Below are 20,856 nucleotides of genomic sequence, written 5' to 3'. Positions count from 1 at the left end.
CAATGCCACTGCCTGACTTCGCATCAGTGGATGACTATATTGCGTTGCAACCTGAGAGGTCCCATGAAACGCTCGATCGCGTGAGGGGTGCTATCCGCAAGGCTCTCCCTGATGCGGAGGAGGTCATCTCCTACAAGATCCCCACGTACAAACTGCATGGCGAGGCAGTTATCTATTTCGCCGGCTGGAAGCATCATTACTCGCTCTATCCGGCCGGCCAACCCCTGGTTGAAGAATTCAAGGAAGAGCTCGCACCCTATGAAGTCGAGAAGGGCACCATTCGCTTCCCTCTTACCGAACCTGTTCCGGCGAAGCTGATTGAACGCATTACGAAGTTCCGCGCCAAGGAAGTTGCGGCGCGCGTAAAGGCAAAAGTCACAGCGAAGAAGAGCTAGAACTCGGAAACGCTGTGCAGCTCCGTCGATTCGTCCCTTGAGCTCATCCAGCGATCCATGAGGGTCTGTGCACAGCGCGCTCCGCACAGATGTTTCGCCTGGCTGTCATGCGAAAGCAGCAACTCCCAGGGCACTAGTCTCAGCTGGGGCAGGCTTGCTTCATTCGGAACCGGTGAGATACGTTCTGTCCAGGCCAGCCACCAGTCTTCTGATTCTTCACTCTTTGCTTTGCCGCAGACGTCGCACAGAAACGTTTCCGTAAATGCCATTTGATTGACCACCCAGGGGAATTGTTCACTTTTCAAGCAAGGTAGCACAATTCTGGCAGGAATTCCGGGCACGGTAGTTACGTGTCCAACTTGAGGATCAGCAGCGTCATATCGTCGTGCTGCGGAGCGCCCGCCGTAAATGCATCAGCGGCGTTAAAGATCGTATTCAGGACATCGCAGGCAGGTTTGCCGATGGCGCTCTCCGCGGCGATAATCATCTGCTCGTCGCCCCATTCTTCATCGTCCTTGTTCATGGCTTCGCTGATGCCATCGGTATAAAGCACCAGCACATCTCCGGGCTGCAGCCGAATTTTTTGTTCTGTATACGGCACCGACGGCAGAAGACCTACCACCGGGCCATCGGCTTCAAGGCGGATAACTTCCTTGCCACGCAGCACGACAGGAGGATTATGTCCCGCGTTCACGCACTCAAGCATCCGCGTGGCCGGGTCATAGGACGCAAAGAAGAATGTTGCGTAGCGATTCGACGCCGAGGCCTCATACACCAGCCGGTTCACCTTATGCATCAGGTTGGCAAAATCGCGCGGGCCGTCGAGCGTGATGCCGCGCAATGATGCGCGCAGGCTCGCCATCAGCAGCGCTGCCGATATGCCCTTGCCGGAGACGTCGCCAATCGCAAGCCCAACGCGGCCATCTTCAAGATGAATGACATCGTAATAATCACCGCCCACGCCCTGCGCAGGGCGGCAAAAGCCTGCCACTGTCGCTCCGGGAAGGTGCGGCATCTCCTGCGGAAAAAGCCGCTCCTGCACCTCGCGGGCAATCTCCATTTCGCGGTTGGCGCGCTCGCGCTGCGCAGCTTCATTGGCAAGCGACCGCGCCAACTCGCTCACTTCGAGCGCGAGCCCGGTCTGCGAGGCCAGGGCCTGCAACATCTTCATGTCTGACGAAGAATATGCAGCTTCGGATCGCTTCGGCCCCAGGGCCATCACGCCCATCATGCGGTTACGTCCGGGCAGCGGCAGCAACAGCTCGGCGTTCATCTGATCGAGCGCGTAACGCTCCGCTGTGCCTGCCATCAGATACCATGCGTCAGGATCGTCGCGGTAGAGACGCGCCGGCTCATTCGAGTTACTGAGGTATCGCACTGCCGAAGACTGCACGGGCAGCGAAAGCGTGCCTCCGGCTGAGAGGCCAATGGACTGCTGCAACACAAAATATTCGCCGCGCCGCAGCAGCATGGCGATCTGGTCTACATGCAGCGTCTCAGCAATGCGCCGGGCCACGGTTTCAAGCAGCGGCTGTGTCTCCGTGTAACGGCGCACCTCTTCAGAAAGCTCGTTCAGCACGCGCTCGGCATCATAGGCTTCGCGGAAGAAGCGGCGGTCAAGCCAATGCTGTATGCGCTTGCGCACGCCCATGCGCAGGAGAAAAACCAGTCCCAGAAAGATAAGAGGGCCGATCAGGTCCGAAGGCGTCTGCTGTTTCCTGCCGAAGACAGGCAGCAGCAATTGCACGGCGACCACTGCCACGAGAGCAAATTGCACTACCCAGAGCGTCGCTTTGGCCAGCGCATAGCGCGCGCCCATGCGGATGAGCATGCGCACGTCCATAGCGCGCTGGACGAGCACGACATAGGCAAGCGTCAACGGCGCAAAAAGAAAAAGACAAACACCAGTTACGTTCAGCCAGGGATGGCTGCCGTTATATGTCTTGACTCCCAGAGAGGGGAGCAGCACAAAAAACACCAGCAGCGACCCCATGCCGACGCTCATGCCGACGGTCAGCACGCGCAGGCGGCGGCGCGCATCTTCTGTCGATGCGGAACGCAGTTTATCGAGGGTCAGTGCCAGGTAGAGCAGCACACATATCAGATTGAGAAAATTGACGATATGACTGGTCCAGTCGCTCACGCGCTGAAAAGTTGCGCCGGTTCCACTGCCGAACCGCTCGGCAAAGCCGGCAGGAAAGATGATGAAAGCACACAGCAGAAGCGGAATAAGCAACACCCATTTGAGCCATGGGAGTTTTACATCAACGCGCGAACGCTCAGGAAAATAAATGCCGAAGAGAAGAAGGGCCGGAGCTGCCACATATTGCCCGGCGTTATACCAGAATTCCAGCGCCATAGCGGCCCAGCCCGTGGCCAGGCCATGGTGCGACAAGAACAAGACGCTGGGGAAGGTCAACAGCACCAGCAACAGCCAGGCATTTCCTTCATCCGGCTTAGCCAGGACCACCCAGTAGCCTGTAATCAGGCAGGCCAGGGCCACAATAAGGGTGACAATCGCTTCGGTCAACAGCACAGAGCGAGCACCAGCGAAAGCCACCTTGAACGGCGCGAGTGTAATGGTTGCCGTGCCCAGGCTTCCATCTTTCTTCTGGAAGCCTACGTCCATCATGTCTCCGGGGTGAGCAGTGTTGATAATTTCATCCCATACTCTTCCTGAATAAGGCACCCCATTCAAAGACTCGAGAATGGCTCCCTGCTGAACACCTGCCGCTTTTGCCTCCGGCTTCAGCTCACCGATGACCCGGGTATCGGAATCATATTCAAATGGATCGGCGGCATGATCTGCCGGATGCTCGATCATGGACCACTGGGCCAATGTCCCGGCGAGCCAATACCCCAAACTGGCCAAGATAAACAGTCCCAGGAAAAAGCGCAGCAGATTCGGTGAAGCTTTTTTGATCTTCATCTGTCTTGGAACCATAGTATCCCGGCTTTCCCTGTTTTTTACGTATGGAAACGCCTCCCGGTTCACGCGTGCTCCTGTACCAGCACATCCGTGAGGAGGGTCTTTCTTCATTCGCACATCGTGGAATTGGCTTTCCGCGGTTGCCGACGACAGCGGCCCTCGTTTGACGGGCTCACTCGATATGAGGAAAGCAAATGAGCGGAGGCGCAGCCGAAGCGAGCCGTCAAGTCAGCACAAGTGGGTTAAAGCGCGGAGGCAAGCGACCAAGGGAGCGAGAAGAAAGCCGACGAACTGAATAGGGGCAAGAATGGCGCCTGAAAGGCGCGTATGCCTGGACGGCAAGTTCTGGAGCACCGGACGGGAGTCGAACCCGTGAATACTGGTTTTGCAGACCAGCGCGTTAGCCTCTTCGCCACCGGTGCTCATGTCCGCCGCGGATGGACCGCGGCGGGATTCTATTACTCCGGCTGCGCTACTGTGCGCAGATAGGGCTTCACCGTCTTGTAGCCGGGGAAGATCTTGTCCGCTTCTTCGTTTGAAACGGCGCCGGTGATGATGACTTCCCCGCCCTGCTTCCAGTTCGCCGGCGTAGCCACGCGGTGCTTCGCAGTGAGCTGGATGGAATCAAGGACGCGGAGAATCTCGTCAAAGTTGCGGCCTGTGGTCATGGGATAGGCCAGGGTCAGCTTGATGCGCTTGTCCGGCCCAATGACGTATACCGTGCGAACAGTCGCGTTGTTGGCCGGCGTGCGGCCATCTGAAGTGTCTCCAGCGTCGGCCGGCAGCATGTCATACAGCTTGGCAATCTTCAGCTCAGGATCGCCGATCATCGGGTATTTCACCGGATATCCGCCGACTTCCTCAATGTCTGCAGCCCACTTGCTATGGCTGGATACGGGATCGACGCTCAGGCCGATTACCTTGGCGCCCCGCGCCGCGAATTGGTCTTCAAGGCTGGCGACTGCGCCGAGCTCGGTAGTGCAGACAGGGGTAAAGTCTTTAGGGTGAGAGAAGAACACAGCCCAGTTATCGCCAATCCACTCGTGGAAGTGGATGGGGCCCTGGGTCGTCTCCGCGGTAAAGTCTGGTGCAATGTCGTTGATGCGCAGTGACATGACGAATTCCCGAATCCTTCCTTACTGAAAATAGAAAACCCACCTCGGCAGCGGGTGGGCGATTGAGCTTCGTGTTTCAGACTTCGCTCTAGACACACACCCGCATGGTGCAGCAACGACAGCAGCAGCACAGACACATGCAGGTTGGAGCAAAGCCGTTCATTCTGTAAATCAGAATATTCGGGTGACTGGCAGTGTGTCAATCTATCCCCATGCGCGAATTTCCATATCGCCTCTGCGATGTCTTTACCAACATTCCATTCCAGGGGAACCAGCTTGCTGTTTTTGAAGATGCTGGCGACCTCACTCCGGCTGAAATGCAGCAACTGGCGAAGGAGACGAATCTTTCGGAGACGACCTTCGTCATCCGCCGCTCTTCGGAGATGGAAGCGCTCCGTGGTGTGCGTGTGCGCATCTTCACTACTCAGGAAGAGCTTCCCTTTGCCGGACACCCAACTCTGGGGACCGCCAGCTTCGTCCGGCAATTTCTTTCAGAGTATGCGGAGCGGGAAGCTGTCACGCTTGAGCTGAATGTCGGAGCCGTGACTGTGCATTTTCCAGTCGACCAGCACGGACCGCTTCATGGCGAGATGACTCAGCCCGATCCTGTCTTCAGCCAGATGCATGATCCTGCGGCTGTTGCGAAAGCCATTGGCATCCCGGCTGATGAGCTTGCTTCGGATATGCCTCTTCAAACCGTATCTACAGGTTTGCCGTACTGCATCGTACCCTTTCGCTCTGTCGATGCGCTTTCCCGTCTGCGCATTCAGGGAGCGGCGGCAGACGACTATCTCAAAAACACCGATGCGAAATTCTTTTACTGCATTGCCCGGGAACTACAAGGCGTATGGCGCGCCCGCATGCAGTTTTATAACGGCGAAGATCCGGCTACAGGATCGGCCGCGGGCTGCGCGATTTCTTACCTTGTGCAGCATGGATTCGCTGCATCCGACGAGCAATTGCACATTCGCCAGGGCATTGAGATGGGCCGTGCGAGCGACATTGGAGCGCGCGCAAAAAGCGAGGGCGATTCAGTTCGGGAAGTGCGCGTTTCCGGCAGCACAGTTTTTGTAGCAACGGGACGTTTTTTCCTTGAATGATTCACATGCTTTCAACAGGGCATATGCAGCGCATCCTCAAGCTCTGTGCGGGGAAATCAAAATCTGGTGAATCTCCAGTAAAAATTTTACGGACTTTTCGCTTCCTCTTCCCTGTTTACAGGCGGCCTGGAGCTTCGTACTCTTGGCAAGCGTTTCGAAATTAGGAACGCGACTTTCGCCGATATTACACAACTGAATGTGAGCTGGAGCGTGCGGTATGCGCGCTTGCAGCGGCCCTGCGCGGCCTGCCATATTCCGGGGAATTTTGCCCGAGAAACGAGCAAGCCGTAAGCAGGATGCTGCTTACGTTGTTGCGCTGGCAACCATGCCTGCCTCCGGCTCAACCGCACCCCCGTAGTGAGGCGGGAGTTGCGGCACCGCGCTTACGCGTGGAGGGAAGATTATTTTTTCTGAACGACCCCTCCACGCAGCGCGGACGCCCTTCTCTTTGTCTTTTTCCGTGAGATTGCGGCCACCCGGACCCTCCGCGAGCATCGCTGCCCGCTCAACGGCTTCGCCTTTTTCGCGAAGCAGTCAGGACTTTATGAGGCCCCGAAAAGTAATCCTCTGTGTAGATGCCAATGAGCAAGCCCTCTCCGTACGCAAATTCATGCTGGAAACCCGTGGATACCGCGTTATCAGTGCCCTCTCTGCAGAAGAGGCTCTGGAAGTTTTCCGTGCGGGCGGAATTGACCTTGTGCTGAGCGATCTCATCATGCCTCAGATGGACGGCAACGAAATGGTCCGCCGCATGAAAGACATTGCTTCCGATGTGCCCATGATTCTGCTCAGCGGGACTGTGAAGGCCTTCGACCGCGCAAACCATGCCGATGCCTTTCTTCCCAAGGGTGCATGCACTCCACTCGAAATGTTAGAGCGCATCCGCATCATGATCGCGCGCAAGCGCGGCCCCAAGAAGACCGCACCGCGTCCGTTTTACGAGCCGGAGACCGCGGTCGCATCAGTCGCATAAATACAGGCGTGGAAACAACCCCAAGTTAGCTCCGCGAACCCATTCGGCTTCGCTCAGGGCAGGCTCTGGGGCACCCAATGGATTGAGCCCAGCCAAAATGCAAGCGACCAACGAGAGCGAAAGGAAACCCGTCCAAGCAGGTATAAGCAAGAAGGGCGACCAACGGGAGCGTGTGCCAGCCTGCCCTGAGCGCAGCCGAAGGGGCGAGTCCTTTACAATCGAGGGGTGCAGCCTATCATAACCGCTGAAAATCTTTCGAAAACCTATCATGCCGGCAAGGTCGATGTTTACGCCCTCCGCAACGCTACCTTCAGTGTCGAGCCTGGAGAGTTCGTCAGCATCGTTGGCCCTTCAGGAAGCGGCAAGTCGACGCTCTTCTATATTCTCGGCGGATTGACTCGGCCTACTTCCGGGCGCGTCATCATTGATGGAACTGACTTCAGCGCGCTGAACGATGCCGAGCGCACGCGCATGCGCAAGTCGAAAATCGGATTTGTCTTTCAGCGCTTCAACCTGCTGCCGACGCTCAGTGCGCTCCAGAACATCGAAATTGCTTATGAAATTTCCGGACGAACAGAACCGCTCGATCATAAATATCTAGACCACCTCACCAATCTGCTTGGCATTCGCGGACGTCTTGCGCACCGCCCTGCCGAGCTTTCCGGTGGCGAGCAGCAGCGCGTCGCCATGGCACGGGCGCTCATCACTCATCCCGCGATCATTCTTGCCGATGAGCCGACAGGCAACCTCGACAGCAAGAATTCTGAAGCTGTGCTCGATATGCTGATGCGCTCAAACCGTGAGCTCAACCAGACTGTGCTGATGATCACGCACAATCCCGAAGCCGCCGTCATCGCCGACAGAATTCTGCATATGAAGGATGGAGAGATCGTCAGCATCGAGGCCGGCAAAGGACAAGGCAAGGTCAGCTACATCGGCGTGTAGCAGGAAACTCACTGCAGGCGCGCCAGCGCTGCGGGCCAGTATCGTTTGGAGCAGGCAACTTCTGCGCCTGAACGCAGCACCAGTATCAATTCACGTATCTCGCGAATTGCATCCATGCGCACGATGGCGCTTCGGCTTACGCGGACAAACTGTTCCGGATCGAGCCTCTGCTCGAGGGAATCCATGGTTGCGCGCAAGGCAAACTCTCCCATCGAACTGTACAGAAGCGCGTAGTTACGGTCGGCTGCAATCCAGTCGATGGATTCGACAGGCAGCAGATGAACAGTTTTCAATCGCTCCACCAGAAAGCGCTTCGTATATCTGGATTCCTGCCTGCTGGTGCGGCCGGAAAAACGATCACGCGCCCGCTCTATCGCCTGCTCAAAGCGCTCCTGCGTCACCGGCTTCAGCAGATAATCCAGTGCCGCGGCATCGAAGGCGGCAAGAGCGTACTCGTCATATGCCGTGAGAAAGATCACCTGAAAGCTTCCGGGATCATTGATGGTCTGCAGGATTTCAAACCCCGTTCCATCCGGCAGGCGGATATCGAGAATCAGCAGATCGGGCTTCGCCTGCAGAATTCCCTCGACAGCATCGCGATACGTCGAAGCTGTTCCGCAGACAGCCAGATCAGGCTGGGTCGCTACCATCCTTTGCAGCTTGCGCAATGCAGGCGGTTCGTCTTCAACAAGAAAAACGCGCATCATGCCGGTATCTGAATCTCGGCGATCGCGCCGCCCTGCGGATGATGTTCGAGACGAAAACTGGCTTCGCCGCGGTAGGCAGTCGCGAGGCGCTGGCGCGTATTGGCGAGGCCATGTCCGCCATTGCTGCGCTCGGGGCCGCTCCCATGATCGCGGATTGTGATCTGAACATGCCTGTCTGTTTTTCGAATGGCAATGTCGATATCAAGCTGTCCTGAGTAAGGATTTCTGCCATGCTCGACTGCATTCTCAACCAGGGGCTGAAGGATCAGGGCCGGAACGCGAGTCGTCTCTGCCAGTGAATCGCAGGAGATAGCAAAGCGCAACTGGTCCTCGAGCCGCGCCTGCATGACATCGAGATAGCGCCGTACAAAATTCAGCTCATCGGAGACTGCAATCAGAGGCGATTCCGGAAGCCGCAGCGTGGAGCGAAGAAACTCGCTGATGAGCGCAAGCATCCGGTCGGCGCGCGCCGTATCTTCATACATCACGCTGGAAACTGCATTCAAAGCATTGAACAGGAAGTGCGGCTGCAGCTGGCGGCTCAGGTTCTCAAGCCGCGCGGCTGCCAGCTGCTGCTCGATGTCTCTGGTGCGCAGCCAGTTCTGGTAGAGCATATACGTTCCCACACACAGCGAGTAGAGGGTGACGTCAATCGGGAATTCCATGAAGAAGCGAATGCGCATGATGCCGTAGCTGTAATGCCCCATTCCCAATGCGAGAAAAATCAGCTCACGCGCTCCCCAGTTCCAGAGAGTGTGCAGCACAGAGAAGACAACGACGGCCATCAAGTGCCATGAGATTCGCCCAAATGAAAAACGCAATGGAAAACGCTTTGCGCTCCACAAAATCAGGGGCAGCAAAACCAAGACCCCATAAGTACCAGCGCCCTGCTCAATAGAAATTACGAGCCAGTCTCCTGAATATCCGCGCGCCAGCCGATCGAGCGAGTGGTAGAAAACCTGCAGAAAGGCCGTGGCCGTGAAGTAAAGAACGATATACAGGCGAATGTGCTTCATGGCGCTTTAAGGCAGAGCAAATGCGACAATGGCATCGCTCTGCGGCTCTTCGTCAATTTGAGCATGACCGCTGGCGGCAATCACCAGATATTGCTTCCCGTGAATGCTGTAGGTCATGGGAGTTGCATGACCGCTGGCCGGCAGCTGCGCCTTCCAAAGCTCCTTGCCCGTCTCCGCGTCAAATGCACGGATGAATGGATCGTAGGTTCCCGCGATGAACACGAGTCCGCCTGCCGTCGCAATAGAACCGCCCAGGCTGATCGTTCCCGGAGGCGCAGTCGCACTGAAGCTGCCGAGCGGAACCTGCCAGCGGATCTTCCCTTCCGCCATGTCTACAGCGGTTAACATGCCCCATGGCGGAGGAGCGCACGGCAGATGGCTCCCAGGAGCCACCAGCCAGCGGCGGAACATCCCATAAGGCGCGCCCACCTGTTCGGTGTATTGGCCGTCCTCCGTTCTGTGCCCTCCCTCAAACTCCGCGCGCGGAATCACTCTCGTCTTCGCCGGATAGTTATTCGTGTTCACGAACAGCAGATTTCTTTCCGGATCGAACGAATAGCCGCTCCAGGTCATGCCGCCCACGTGGCCCGGAAGCGCAAGCGTTCCCTTCACGCTCGGCGGCGTGAAGATGCCTTCATTACGCAGATCCTGAATCCACTTGCGGCAGGTTTCGCGGTCTTCCGGCGTGGCTCCCCACGCATCATCTGCGGAAAGATGCTGAGGGATCAGCGCAGGAGGCGCGGACGGAAAAGGCTGCGTTGGCGAAGTCACCTCTCCGGGCACATCGCTCTGCGGCACTGGCTTTTCGGCAACGGGAAAGACAGGCTTGCCGGTATCGCGATCGAGCACATAGAGGAACCCCGTCTTATTGCCTTGAATCACAACCGGAACTTTTCTGCCGTCATGCGGCAGCGTTGCCAGCAGCGGAGGCGAGGCGCTGTCATAGTCCCACAGGTCGTGATGCACCAGCTGGAATCCCCAGGCAACTTTTCCTGTCTTCGCCTCGAGCGCCACAACCGAATTCGCCCACTTGTCATCACCCGGACGCAGTCCGCCGTAATAGTCCGGACTCGCGCTTCCTGTGGGAACAAAAACCAAGTCGCGCTCTTTGTCGACTGTCATGATCGACCAGGCATTCGCTGCTCCTGTAGACCAGTTCTTCGCAGCTTCGTTGTTGTTTGGGGGAATCGGGTCCCAGCTCCAGCGCAACGCTCCTGTTCTTGCATCGAAGGTGCGCACCACACCGCTCGGCATCTCGGCGCGCGCGTTGTCGTCAATGGCAGAGCCGACTACCACCAGGTCATCGATCACAGCCGGCGGAGAGGTAATGTGATACAAACCTGGCCGAAACCCGGGAACATCGCGCAGGCCCACCTGACCATCCTTGCCGAAATCCGAACACGGGGTTCCGCTGGCTGCGTCGAGCGCAATCAGGCGCGCATCAATCGTCGCTTCGAAAATCCTGCGATGGCATGGGCTCTGCGCTTTGCGTTCAGGATCGATCCATGTAGCCGCACCGCGATTGATCAACCCATCGCCTGATTGCCATTTCTGATCGATGTGCGGATCATAAGCCCACTTTTGCTTCCCCGTCTCAGGGTCGAGCGCAATCACGCGATTGAAGCCTGTAGTCAGGTACAGGGTTCCATCTACCATCAGAGGCGTGGTTTCGAGACCACTTCGCTTTCTTCCGCCGCTGCCATTGGAGATGTCTCCAGTATGGAAGACCCATGCGATTTTCAGCTGCGTAACATTTGTGCGATTGACTTCGGAAAGCAGCGAATAGCGCATCCCGCCCGGATCATTGCCGTAATTCGGCCATTCAGTTTCCTGGCCGGAAAGCAGATGCGAGTCGATTGCAGCAGCTGACGGCTTCGGATGAGCCTGCGCCCAAAGCTGGCTTGCCAGAAGAACAAATAGGATGCCAATGACTTTCATGGGTGTATCGTGCAATGCACAATATGTCTCGCGCAATCATCATGGGACGAATGCCCAGTTTAATGGGACAGGATAATCTCCCGCCCTGAGCGAACCTATACTGCTACTTCTTTTCGGCGAGCGGCATATATTGATCGCGCAACTCCGTCTGGCGGCTCACCATCGGCACGGCAACGCCATCAATGAACACCTGCTTGACCGATGTCCGCACATCGAGCGGATCGCCGTTCGCCACGACGACATTCGCTGTTTTGCCTACATCGAGTGAGCCGAGCGAATCGCCCAGGCCGAACATCTCTGCGGGATTCAGTGTGACTGCCTTCAGGGCTTCGTCATAGGGCAGTCCATAGGCCACAGCGTAGCCCGCTGCATAAGGGAGATTGCGGACATCGCCCGATCCGCCGAGCGAAGAAAATGCAATCTTTACGCCGCGCTTCTGCAGTTCAGCCGGCAGCGAATACACGGCATCGTAGCGCTCGTTCGGCCGCGGCGCTTCCCAGATGGGCCCCACGACGACAGGGACATGATACGAAGCAATCTCGTCCAGAATGTCCTGCGCGTGTGTCACATGGTTGAGAATCACCTTCAGGTGGAACTCTTTGGCAATTCCCATGGCAACTTCCACTTCACTGCTCTCGGTGGCGCCCAGCACGACCGGCTTTTCGCCCTTGAGATACGGCTGCAGCGCTTCGAGCTTGAGATCGCGCTTCGGAGCCGGTCCTTTGTGGTCAGGCTTTGACGCAGATTCATGCTCCGTCTGATAGTTCTGCGCATCGAGAAACGCCTGTCTTAGCTGGGTGGCGAGACCCATATGTGTTGTCGGGAATTTTGAAGGCCCGTTGAAGTTGCCCCTGCGGCGCACATCCCTTTCAAAGTTCATGGCCAGGGCAACATCGCGGCTGATCAGCATTTCCTCGCGACTGCGTCCATAGAGCTGGATGGCGGCATCCTGCCCGGTCACGGAATCCTCTGCAGCCGGGGCGACAATTGCATTCGTAACGCCATTCAGCCGCGCCACGGGAATGCGCACTGTCTCGGCGTGGAATGCGTCGTAGACGTGCATCTGCGGCATGATCTCTTCACTGGTCTCTACAAGATCATTGTTGTTCTGATCTGAGGAAACCTCGGTCAGACCAAGCTGCGTTTCGGCGTCGAAAAGGCCCGGATACACCGTCATTCCCTTCGCATCAAAGACCTGTGCTCCGCTGGGCACTTTCGTTGATGCCGCGGCTCCAACAGCAACAATCTTGCCGCCAGACATAATGACGACACCATTGTCGATCGTCCCGTGCGTTATTGTAAGGAGCTTGCCTCCTACAATGGCAATGGTCTTCGGCGGCACCGGCGCTGTGTTGTTCGGGCCAACCTGCGCCATGCACGAGCACACGGCCAGCAATCCTGCAATCGCGAATCCTGGTTTCACTGGTCGCCTCCTTCCTCATCGTCTGCGCCTTCGAAGCCGGCTTCGTGCATCACGCCGTGGAAATGCGTCGTCCCGTATCCAGGCAGCGAGCTGTCAAAGAAGAGGTCGCCGTCAATATATACCTTTTCCGCGCGCGCATAGGTCGAGAGCGGATCGGTATTCCAGACCACCACATCGGCATCCTTGCCGGTATCGAGCGAGCCTACGCGATCATCAACGCCAATGATCCATGCCGGATTCAGCGTGATCATCTTGAGCGCTTCCTCTTCCGTCGCGCCTCCATAATGGACCATCTTCCCGGCTTCCTGATTCAGACGGCGAATATAGTCATTGGAATCGCTCTTGAGCGCCACGCGCACACCCTCGTGCATGCTCATCACGGCATTCCACGGAATCGCGTCCCAGGCCTCGTCCTTGTATCCCCACCAGTCGGCAAACGTTGCAATGGCTGTGCCTGTTGGAGCGATTTTGTCACCCACCTTATACATCTCGAGAGCGTGGTGGAAGGCGCGAATCTTGTATCCGTACTCTTTCGCGATTGCCTCTTCGGTCAGGAACTCATCGGCGCGGTAGCAGTGGATCTGCACATACAGCTTGCCGCGCAGCACATCGGCCAGCGCTTCGAGCTTCAGGTCTTTCTTGGGAGCAACAGCCTCCTTGTCGCCTTTGGCAACCTTGGCGTTGTAGGCATCCCACGAAGCCATGTAAGTCCTGGCGTCTTCAAAGGCCTGGCGCATGACTTCGAAATTTCCCATGCGGGTGGAAGGAACTTCGTTGCGGCGTCCGTAGACGCGCTTGGGATTTTCGCCGCTGGCAAACTTGATGGAGCGCGGAGCATTCGGAAACAGCATCGCATCGCGCGACAAACCAAACTTATTCTTGATGACCACCGCCTGCCCGCCAATCATGTTGGCCGAGCCATGCAGCAGGAGCTCCGTCGTCACACCACCCGCAAGCGCCTGGTAGAGCGCCTTGTCGCTATTGTCGAATGCGTCGATCATCATCATCGACGGAGTGACAGGGCTGGTCGCTTCGTTCACGTCATCGCCAAGTGCCGAGTGCGAGTGCGGATCAATGATGCCCGGAGTCACGAACTTGCCGGTTGCATCGACGACCGTAGCGCCTGCCGGCGCATCGACAGAGGCGCCGACTCCGGCAATCTTGCCGTTGTGCAGCCACACGCTGCCATGCTCGATGGTTCCATGCGAAGCCGTCATCACGGTCGCATTCCTGATCACGACATCTGTAGGCGGGGCACTCTCAGAGGCCTGTGCGAACAGGACTGGTGGCGCAGCAAGGATAAATGCAAGCAGACATCCGCGTTGCGCGGACGCAATGGAAAGCATGGCGCTTGTCTCCCAAAAATGTTGGAACAGATGTGCATGATCGTAGCACGCCGTTTGCCTGGATTCGAGAATTTCTATCTGCCAGAGCCGGCGGGGACATTGAGTGCTGCATCTTGCTTTATCGTAGAAACAGGGTATCCCTCTGCTTCTGAAAGGAATCTTCGTGAGCCAATCCGCCTACCAGTTTCCCCATCGCCGCTATAATCCGCTGCGCCGCCAGTGGGTGCTGATTTCGCCGCACCGCACGCAGCGTCCCTGGCAGGGGGAAGTGAACCAGTCATCGGGATTTTCCGATGTGCATTACGATCCATCGTGCTATCTCTGCCCGGGAAATGAGCGCGCAGGGGGGCATCATAATCCTCGTTATGAAAACGTATTCATTTTCGACAATGATTACGCAGCGCTTCTGCCTGATTCGCCTGCTCCCGAAACGCAAGGCATGCCGGAGCTCCTGCGCGCTGAGCAGGAACGCGGGCGCTGCCGCGTTCTCTGCTTCCATCCTGACCACAGCCTGACGCTGGCGCTGATGGAAGAGGCTGATATCCGCCGCGTGGTGGATGCATGGGCAGAGCAGTACACGGAGCTGGCCGCGAATCCTGCCATCAATTATGTGCAGATCTTCGAGAACCGCGGCGCAATGATGGGCGCAAGCAATCCGCACCCGCACTGCCAGATATGGGCGACTGAGCACATTCCCGATGAGCCGGCGATCGAGACCGAATCACTGAGGGCCTATCATGCAAGCCACGGCTCATGCCTGCTGTGCGATTACCTGAAGATCGAGGCCAAAGAGCAGACGCGCGTCGTCTGTGAGAATGATGAGTTCCTGGTGGTTGTGCCATGGTGGGCGGTATGGCCTTTCGAGACGCTGGTGCTTGCAAAGAAGCACGTGGGCTCTTTCGCGGACGTCACCGATGCGCAGCGCACTGCACTTGCGGACATTCTGAAGCAGACCACGACGCGCTATGACAATCTCTTCCAGACAAGCTTTCCTTATACGATGGGCTTCCACCAGTCTCCCTGTGACGGGGAAAAGCATGAGGAGTGGCATTTCCACGCGCATTACTATCCGCCGCTGCTACGCTCGGCTACGGTGCGGAAATTTATGGTGGGGTTTGAGATGCTGGGAATGCCGCAGCGGGATATCACTCCGGAAAGCGCTGCCGAGCGACTGAAAACGCTGCCCGCAGAACATTTTACGCAGAAAAAATGACAATCTCGCGTGATGGTGAGCCCGCTGGGATTCGAACCCAGGACCCACGCCTTAAAAGGGCGTTGCTCTACCAGCTGAGCTACGAGCTCACGCAGATTGCCACTTCTTTAAAACTAACATAAATTGCCAGTAAAGATGCGCTTTGAACGGCTTTTGCCATGCCGTAAATACGATGGCGCCACTCACAGGTTCACGCCATGCATCGAAGCAAATAGAATTATTTCTTCCTGGAGCAATGATTGCGTAAATTTCCGAAGAACATCAGATCGGCCGCTATCGGAGCGGCTCTCCTGTTCTCCATTTCTTCTGTCGCCGCGATGGCGCAACAGAAGCCACCCATTGCGCAAGGCTTTGACCGCCTCTACAATCTCGACTTCTCCGGAGCGCACCAGAGTTTCGACGCATGGCAGAAGCTGCATCCCGACGACCCGATGGGCCCTGTTGCTCACGCGGCAGACTTTCTGTTCACCGAATTCGAGCGTCTCGGCGTGCTTGAGACGCAGCTCTTCATCGACGACAACCATTTTGAAGACCGCAAGAAGCTCAGCCCTGATCCGCAGACAAAGAAGCTCTTTGACCAGGCCCTGGACCAGGCCGATGGGCTTGTCGCCAAGGCTCTGTCAGCAAACCCGAATGATATAAACGCGCAGTTTGCCAAGGTGCTCGCCCTTGGACTGCGTTCCGACTACGCAGCGATGATTGAAAAGCACGATCTCGCTGCTATCCGCTACACCAAACAGGCGCGGGCGATTGCCGAGGCACTTCTGAAAGCTAAACCCGATGCATACGATGCATATCTCGCTGTAGGCGTGGAAAACTACCTGAGCGGCATCAAGCCTGCTCCGGTACGGTGGGTTCTGCAGATGGGCGGCGTGGAAACAGACAAGCAGGCAGGCCTGCATGATCTTCAGATGACAGCGATGCACGGCGAACTGCTTGCTCCCTTTGCCAAGCTGCTGCTGGCCGTCGCCGCGCTGCGCGACAAGGACACAGCCAAAGCCTGTTCCTACCTTGATGAGCTGGCCAGCCGCTATCCGCAGAATGGGCTATACAGGAAGGAAACGCAGAGCCGCTGCCATTAGGCTTTGGAACGCTTCTCTTTCGTTAGAGGCACGACCTGCACTGTGGTGTCGCGCACTTCAGCGAGAAAGCGATTGATGATCGATCCGTGCAGCAGGATATCAAAGCGCGTGCGCGCCGATTGCCCGAAGATAACGTGCGAGATGTTTTCCTGCTTCGAAAAGTTCACCAGCGCATCCGACACATTCTTGTCATTGAGGATCACGACCTTCGCGCCCAGGTCGCGCGCCAGCCGCTGATACTCTTCCAATCGCTGGTGAGATTCGGGATCGTTATGGCGGTCCCTGTTTGGAGTCTCCACATGAACGGCATACCAGTTGGTTGCCAGTCGCCCGGCAATGCGCGCGCCTACACGAATCAGCCGCTCCCCGCCCGGACGCGGTGTAATGCACACCATTACCTTCTCTGGAATCGGAGCCTGCTCGAGGCCCTGCGTGCGGCGGTACTCGGAGGCCGCGGAGCTGACCTGCTCAGCAGTGGTGCGCAGTGCCAGCTCGCGCAGCATGTTCAGGTTGCCTTTGCGGAAGAAGTTGGCCAGCGCCTGCTCCACTTTTTCCGGAGCATAAATTTTTCCTTCGCGGAGACGCGTGCGCAGCTCCTCAATGGTGACGTCTACGTTCACCACTTCATCGGCTCGCTTCAGGAAGCTGTCCGGAATCGTCTCGCGAACCTGCGTGTTGGCTGAGCGCGATACGGCGTCATTCAGCGTTTCGAGATGCTGGATGTTCACCGCCGTCATCACGTTGATGCCGGCGTCCAACAGCTCCAGAACATCTTCATAGCGCTTGCGGTTGCGCGAGCCGGGAACATTTGAGTGCGCGAGCTCATCCACAATGCAGGTGTGAGGATGCCGGGCGAGAATGGCATCGATATCCATTTCGCGCAGCGTGACTGAACGGTAGACAATTTCTTTCTGTGGAATGGTTTCGAGATCACCGATGAGCGCTGCTGTGTCCTTGCGCCCGTGCGCTTCAATCAGCCCGATGACCACATCAACGCCCTGCTGCTTCATCAGGTGCGCGTCTTCGAGCATGCGGAAGGTCTTGCCTACTCCGGGAGCAGCGCCAAGATAGATGCGCAGTTTTCCGCTGTCCATTCTCAGCCGACCTCCACTTCATGCCGTGCAGGAGTGGGCGTTGCGAGAGGCAGAGTGAAGCTGAATGTCGTTCCCTGGCCGAGGCGGCTCTCAACGGCAACCTGTCCACCCAGCGTTTCTACAAGACGGCGTACAAGCGCAAGTCCCAGCCCTGTGCCGTCACTCGATCCGCTGGTAAAACGTCCAAAAATTGTCGACAAGCGCTCAGACTCGATGCCGCGGCCAGAGTCCTGCACTACGAACTGGATGCCGTCTTTGAGTTCCGATGCCTTCAGCCGAATCTGTCCTCCTGCAGGCGTATAGCGCAGTGCATTCGTCAGCAGATTGTCCATGATGCTCCGCAGCGCACGGCGGTCAGCATTGATGTAGGAGAGATCGGCAAAGGCCTCGATCTCGATTTCGATCTTCTTTTCGCGCGCCTGTTCGTGAAAGCGATAATAGGCATCCTGAAGAACATCGATCGGGCGCAGTTGTTCGAGCTTCATCTGACGCCGACCAGTATCGAGCTCTGCTACTTCAATCAGATCGGCCATCAGGTCGTCGAGCTTCTCCGCTTCAGTGCTTGCGCCTGAAAGAATGTCGGTTTGCAGCGGACGCAGGTCTCCTGCATGCCCGCGAGTCAGTGCGTAAAGCGCAAGCCGCAACCTTTGGAGCGGATCGCGCAGCTTCTGTGATGCAACGGAGAGGAAGCGCGTCTTGAAGCGGTCGATGTCCTGCAATTCCGTCACATCTTCGAGCACGGTGACTGCGCCCAGCAGCTTACCGTCGGCGTCACGCATGGGCGCAGTGCGCAGACGATAACTGCGCTGCGCGCTGCCGATGCGCATGGGCAGCAGCGCGGCTTCGCCTTCGCCTGCCGTGGCGCGCTGCATCGAGACTGCCTGGCGCACGGCATCGAGAATCTTTTCACCGCCCGGAGTATTTGTAAGCGCCATACGGTCGCCTGCAGATTTTCCCAGCAGCTCCGTTGCCGCCTGATTCAGCTTCAGCACATGGCCCTTTGCGTCCGTCACGATGACGGGCTCGAAGATGGAGTGGATGATAGCGTCGCTGAGCTGCTGCTCCATCTGGCGGCGGCCGGATTCGGTCTCGCGCAGGTCTCGCAGACGGATGGCCATGCGGTTGATCTCGGTGGCCAGCACTCCCAGGTCGTCATTCATGGTCCATTCAATGCGCTGGTGCAGATCTCCCTGGCCAATGCGTTGCACCGCTCTGGCCGTGGCACGAATCGGCCGGATCACCAGAAAGACGGTGATGGCTGAAATAGCAATCGCAACCAGAAGGCTGAATCCGGAAGCAGCAATGAGGCGGGCGCGCAGCATGAAACGCTGGTGCTCGAGGTCTGCCATCAAGGATGCGCGGCGATTAAAGAGTGTTCCCAGCTCGTCGGAGAGACCCTGGTCGATGTTGTCGAGCTGCGGCCTTAAGGCTCCGGCGGCCAGCTGCTGCCATGTTTCAGGATCTCGCTGGACGGCACGCAGCTTTTCCATGGTCTGTTTGTGCTTCTGCCGCAAAGAGTCCATATTCGGAACCCGCGAGTGCGAAGCGGTCTCGAAACGCTGGTCGGTGACCTGCGCAAGGGCCAGAAGCTGAGTGTATAAGGAACGCTCGGGACGAGAAGCAAGATTGCCGGCAATGACCTGTTCGCGCGCCAGCGAGGCCTGTACCTGCGAAAGGGCACCGACAGCAGCGTCCATCGACACCTGCTGCGCATCCAGCGCGGAAAGATGCACGAAAGAGTGGCGCACCAGCATACTGAGTCCGCCGACCAGCGCCACCAACAGTAGGAATCCGAGAATGAGTCTCTGATAGAGGCCGAGCATTCGATCTTAGGTCTCAGTGTACAGGTCTCAAGGCTCAGGGCATCCTGCAAACCGAGACCGCGCTGTTGCGATATGGGCAGTCGAATCGCGTGCTGGCGCCGGAACTTAGCACAAGCCATGTCACCCCGGCCGGTTTCAGCCGCGCCATCCGCTCCCGATCGCTGATATGGTCAAGTCCGATTTCAAGGTCGCGCTGGGCCTTCCATCGTGGTGAGATGGCCGGAAAAATTGCAGCCACACCGCCATCTTTGAGCTCATCGACCAGTGCGCTTCGCGCCGCGGTAGCGCGGAAACCCTGCGTGTCTTCAATGCCGGTTTTGTTGTATCCAGCGTCGAGGGCGAAAACCGCGTCCTGCGGCGTATTGTGTCTGATCCACAGAAAAGCCTGCTGCCACGGGTTCAGCGGAGCAGCAAAGGGCCATTCCACATGAGCAGACGATTCATACTCCTGCTTCTGGACGAGCAGCATGAGGGATGAAATCAAAATGAGCAATGCTGCTCCCAGGGCAGCCCGCCGGCCGCGAAGATAGCTGGCCAGGAACCCGCCAAGCAGAAGCACGCCCACTATATAGATAAGCTGAAACGTGCGCAGGGGCTGAATGCGCGCCAGGAAATAGCTGCCATCCGTATGAATGAAGCATGCAGCTGCCAGGCACGCGACGGCGCCGGTTGCAATGCAGGCGAAGCAAAGGTTGCGAATAGCCTGGTTTTCCGAGCGAAAGGCTGCGGCCAGCATCAGAAGCAGGGGCATGACCAGACCAAGCATCTCGTACCAATGCCAGGTAGAGAGAAAGAAGTATCCGCGCGATAAGACGGCTTCTCTATAGCCCTCCGGAAGAGGAGCATGGCGGGTCGCCATATAAATCGCTGCGCTTGCCAGGAACGCTCCGGCGCAAGCAGTAAAGAGCGAGTACCAGCGCGCTCGATCGATCAGCGCATATGCCAGCAGAAATGCTGCGAGATAGGCAGCCATCAGCGGGTGCATAACTGCCGTAAGCGCGAGCCATACTGCTGTGCGCCGCCATGTGCGATCCATACATGCGGCAATGGCAAACAATGAAAACGGCGTCGAAAACGAACGCGCTGTTACATAAGGGTCCATGATCCAGAGCGCCGTAGCGGCTACAGGAAGCGTGAACAGGGAGCCCGCGAAGAGCGTCGCACCCCACTGAAGCTGCACGTCATCCGCAAAAATCCTCTGCGCCAGCCGCAGGCATCCGAGCAGAAAGGCAAAAATGGACACGAGGTAAGCGGCGATCAGCGCGAGCTCCAGCGGGATGTGAAAGAGCCGCAACGTCCAGGCAAAGAGGTGCGAAAAGACTGAAAAACGCGTATGCGCTACGACAAAATCCGCATCGACGGTGAAGAGGCGCGGATCGAGCATCTTCCGGATGCCGGTGACATAAATGCCCGCGTCATCCGCGAAGGGATGGTAGCCATGCACCAGCAGAATAAGCGGCGTAAGCAGCGTGATAATACCGAGCTCGCTGGCCGAAAGGGCCTGTGGCAGGATTGAGTCCTTGGGTTTCGCGACGAGAATAGAAGAGTCCGGGGCGAGAGCAGGAGAACGCAATATAGCAACCTCATTGGGGACGGCAAAATCACTGCAGGCGGGGCAACAACGGCATAGACGTTAAATCCGGTTGTTTGTTTCTTTCAGAAAATAAATTTCTGCTACTTCTCTTGGATGGCGAAATTACCTATGTACTGAATGAAAAATGTGGATTTTCTTTTAATGGGGAGAGGGTTGCGCTTTC

At 57.3% G+C, this 20,856-nt stretch carries 17 protein-coding genes and 2 tRNA genes; 6 read left to right on the top strand and 13 right to left on the bottom strand.

Annotated features, from left to right (window positions below; translation table 11 throughout):
* The first annotated feature begins 2 nt into the window (after positions 1-2).
* Positions 3-395: an iron chaperone gene (locus tag AC5S16_RS20820; protein WP_493932036.1), complete on the top strand. Its 393-nt coding sequence runs from the start codon at positions 3-5 to the stop codon at positions 393-395.
* Here the strand turns inward: AC5S16_RS20820 and AC5S16_RS20815 are convergent.
* From AC5S16_RS20815 to AC5S16_RS20800, 4 genes are all read right to left on the bottom strand, one after another.
* Positions 392-664 carry a hypothetical protein gene (locus AC5S16_RS20815; RefSeq protein WP_493932035.1) on the bottom strand — a complete coding sequence of 91 codons (273 nt, stop codon included), beginning with the start codon at positions 662-664 and terminating at the stop codon, positions 392-394. The two genes, AC5S16_RS20820 and AC5S16_RS20815, sit on opposite strands and share 4 nt — an antisense overlap.
* Before the next feature lie 77 nt (positions 665-741).
* A complete protein-coding gene (locus AC5S16_RS20810; RefSeq protein WP_493932034.1) occupies positions 742-3,324 on the bottom strand; it encodes a PP2C family protein-serine/threonine phosphatase in 2,583 nt (860 codons plus the stop codon).
* A 346-nt stretch (positions 3,325-3,670) separates the two neighbouring features.
* A tRNA-Cys gene (locus AC5S16_RS20805) sits at positions 3,671-3,746 on the bottom strand.
* A 36-nt stretch (positions 3,747-3,782) separates the two neighbouring features.
* The gene (locus AC5S16_RS20800; RefSeq protein ID WP_493932033.1) at positions 3,783-4,439 is read right to left on the bottom strand and encodes a peroxiredoxin; all 657 of its coding nucleotides are present in this window, start codon (positions 4,437-4,439) and stop codon (positions 3,783-3,785) included.
* 212 nt (positions 4,440-4,651) lie between these two features.
* On the opposite strand from AC5S16_RS20800, the gene AC5S16_RS20795 reads away from it, so the two are divergent.
* From AC5S16_RS20795 to AC5S16_RS20785, 3 genes are all read left to right on the top strand, one after another.
* Positions 4,652-5,539 (top strand): PhzF family phenazine biosynthesis protein, encoded by an 888-nt coding sequence (locus AC5S16_RS20795; RefSeq protein ID WP_493932032.1) that lies wholly within the window; start codon positions 4,652-4,654, stop codon positions 5,537-5,539.
* Between the two features lie 544 nt (positions 5,540-6,083).
* The gene (locus tag AC5S16_RS20790) at positions 6,084-6,512 is read left to right on the top strand and encodes a response regulator (protein ID WP_493932031.1); all 429 of its coding nucleotides are present in this window, start codon (positions 6,084-6,086) and stop codon (positions 6,510-6,512) included.
* Positions 6,513-6,737: 225 nt separating this feature from the next.
* Entirely contained in the window at positions 6,738-7,457 is a 720-nt protein-coding gene (locus tag AC5S16_RS20785) for an ABC transporter ATP-binding protein (protein ID WP_493932030.1), read from the top strand.
* Between the two features lie 8 nt (positions 7,458-7,465).
* Here AC5S16_RS20785 and AC5S16_RS20780 read toward each other — a convergent pair whose 3' ends face one another.
* From AC5S16_RS20780 to AC5S16_RS20760, 5 genes are all read right to left on the bottom strand, one after another.
* Entirely contained in the window at positions 7,466-8,164 is a 699-nt protein-coding gene (locus AC5S16_RS20780; RefSeq protein WP_493932029.1) for a LytR/AlgR family response regulator transcription factor, read from the bottom strand.
* A complete protein-coding gene (locus AC5S16_RS20775; RefSeq protein WP_493932028.1) occupies positions 8,161-9,180 on the bottom strand; it encodes a sensor histidine kinase in 1,020 nt (339 codons plus the stop codon). Before AC5S16_RS20775 ends, AC5S16_RS20780 begins: the two co-directional genes overlap by 4 nt.
* A 6-nt stretch (positions 9,181-9,186) precedes the next feature.
* Positions 9,187-11,118 carry a pyrroloquinoline quinone-dependent dehydrogenase gene (locus AC5S16_RS20770; protein ID WP_493932027.1) on the bottom strand — a complete coding sequence of 644 codons (1,932 nt, stop codon included), beginning with the start codon at positions 11,116-11,118 and terminating at the stop codon, positions 9,187-9,189.
* Positions 11,119-11,221: 103 nt separating this feature from the next.
* On the bottom strand, positions 11,222-12,541 hold the full coding sequence (locus tag AC5S16_RS20765) for an amidohydrolase family protein (RefSeq protein WP_493932026.1): 1,320 nt from the start codon (positions 12,539-12,541) through the stop codon (positions 11,222-11,224).
* Positions 12,538-13,887, bottom strand: coding sequence for an amidohydrolase (locus AC5S16_RS20760; protein ID WP_493932025.1), 1,350 nt, complete (start codon positions 13,885-13,887; stop codon positions 12,538-12,540). The genes AC5S16_RS20765 and AC5S16_RS20760 overlap by 4 nt, the downstream gene beginning before the upstream one ends.
* A gap of 163 nt (positions 13,888-14,050) precedes the next feature.
* Here AC5S16_RS20760 and AC5S16_RS20755 point away from each other — a divergent pair, with 163 nt between their 5' ends.
* Positions 14,051-15,100 carry a UDP-glucose--hexose-1-phosphate uridylyltransferase gene (locus AC5S16_RS20755; protein ID WP_493932024.1) on the top strand — a complete coding sequence of 350 codons (1,050 nt, stop codon included), beginning with the start codon at positions 14,051-14,053 and terminating at the stop codon, positions 15,098-15,100.
* A 13-nt stretch (positions 15,101-15,113) separates the two neighbouring features.
* On the opposite strand, the gene AC5S16_RS20750 is transcribed toward AC5S16_RS20755, so the two are convergent.
* A tRNA-Lys gene (locus tag AC5S16_RS20750) sits at positions 15,114-15,189 on the bottom strand.
* A 150-nt stretch (positions 15,190-15,339) separates the two neighbouring features.
* Here AC5S16_RS20750 and AC5S16_RS20745 point away from each other — a divergent pair.
* Entirely contained in the window at positions 15,340-16,182 is an 843-nt protein-coding gene (locus AC5S16_RS20745; protein WP_493932023.1) for a hypothetical protein, read from the top strand.
* Here AC5S16_RS20745 and AC5S16_RS20740 read toward each other — a convergent pair.
* From AC5S16_RS20740 to AC5S16_RS20730, 3 genes are read right to left on the bottom strand one after another with little or no spacing between them, the layout of a single operon-like run.
* Positions 16,179-17,276, bottom strand: a complete 1,098-nt coding sequence (locus AC5S16_RS20740) for a universal stress protein (protein WP_493932022.1) — start codon at positions 17,274-17,276, stop codon at positions 16,179-16,181. The genes AC5S16_RS20745 and AC5S16_RS20740 overlap by 4 nt on opposite strands.
* Positions 17,277-17,278: 2 nt before the next feature.
* A complete protein-coding gene (locus AC5S16_RS20735) occupies positions 17,279-19,099 on the bottom strand; it encodes a sensor histidine kinase (RefSeq protein ID WP_493932021.1) in 1,821 nt (606 codons plus the stop codon).
* A 34-nt stretch (positions 19,100-19,133) separates the two neighbouring features.
* The gene (locus tag AC5S16_RS20730; RefSeq protein WP_493932020.1) at positions 19,134-20,672 is read right to left on the bottom strand and encodes a hypothetical protein; all 1,539 of its coding nucleotides are present in this window, start codon (positions 20,670-20,672) and stop codon (positions 19,134-19,136) included.
* Positions 20,673-20,856: the final 184 nt, after the last annotated feature.

This window comes from Acidobacterium sp. FHG110202_01, from assembly GCF_059115305.1.
This window is presented reverse-complemented; position numbering and strand designations above follow the sequence as displayed.

Bases quoted from the DNA above. Each gene is read 5' to 3' on its own strand.
- AC5S16_RS20740 (WP_493932022.1), bottom strand. From the start codon at position 17,276: ATGGACAGCGGAAAACTGCGCATCTATCTTGGCGCTGCTCCCGGAGTA.
- AC5S16_RS20815 (WP_493932035.1), bottom strand. From the start codon at position 664: ATGGCATTTACGGAAACGTTTCTGTGCGACGTCTGCGGCAAAGCAAAG.
- AC5S16_RS20795 (WP_493932032.1), top strand. From the start codon at position 4,652: ATGCGCGAATTTCCATATCGCCTCTGCGATGTCTTTACCAACATTCCA.
- AC5S16_RS20820 (WP_493932036.1), top strand. From the start codon at position 3: ATGCCACTGCCTGACTTCGCATCAGTGGATGACTATATTGCGTTGCAA.
- AC5S16_RS20790 (WP_493932031.1), top strand. From the start codon at position 6,084: ATGAGGCCCCGAAAAGTAATCCTCTGTGTAGATGCCAATGAGCAAGCC.
- AC5S16_RS20780 (WP_493932029.1), bottom strand. From the start codon at position 8,164: ATGATGCGCGTTTTTCTTGTTGAAGACGAACCGCCTGCATTGCGCAAG.
- AC5S16_RS20800 (WP_493932033.1), bottom strand. From the start codon at position 4,439: ATGTCACTGCGCATCAACGACATTGCACCAGACTTTACCGCGGAGACG.
- AC5S16_RS20775 (WP_493932028.1), bottom strand. From the start codon at position 9,180: ATGAAGCACATTCGCCTGTATATCGTTCTTTACTTCACGGCCACGGCC.
- AC5S16_RS20760 (WP_493932025.1), bottom strand. From the start codon at position 13,887: ATGCTTTCCATTGCGTCCGCGCAACGCGGATGTCTGCTTGCATTTATC.
- AC5S16_RS20735 (WP_493932021.1), bottom strand. From the start codon at position 19,099: ATGCTCGGCCTCTATCAGAGACTCATTCTCGGATTCCTACTGTTGGTG.
- AC5S16_RS20810 (WP_493932034.1), bottom strand. From the start codon at position 3,324: ATGAAGATCAAAAAAGCTTCACCGAATCTGCTGCGCTTTTTCCTGGGA.
- AC5S16_RS20770 (WP_493932027.1), bottom strand. From the start codon at position 11,118: ATGAAAGTCATTGGCATCCTATTTGTTCTTCTGGCAAGCCAGCTTTGG.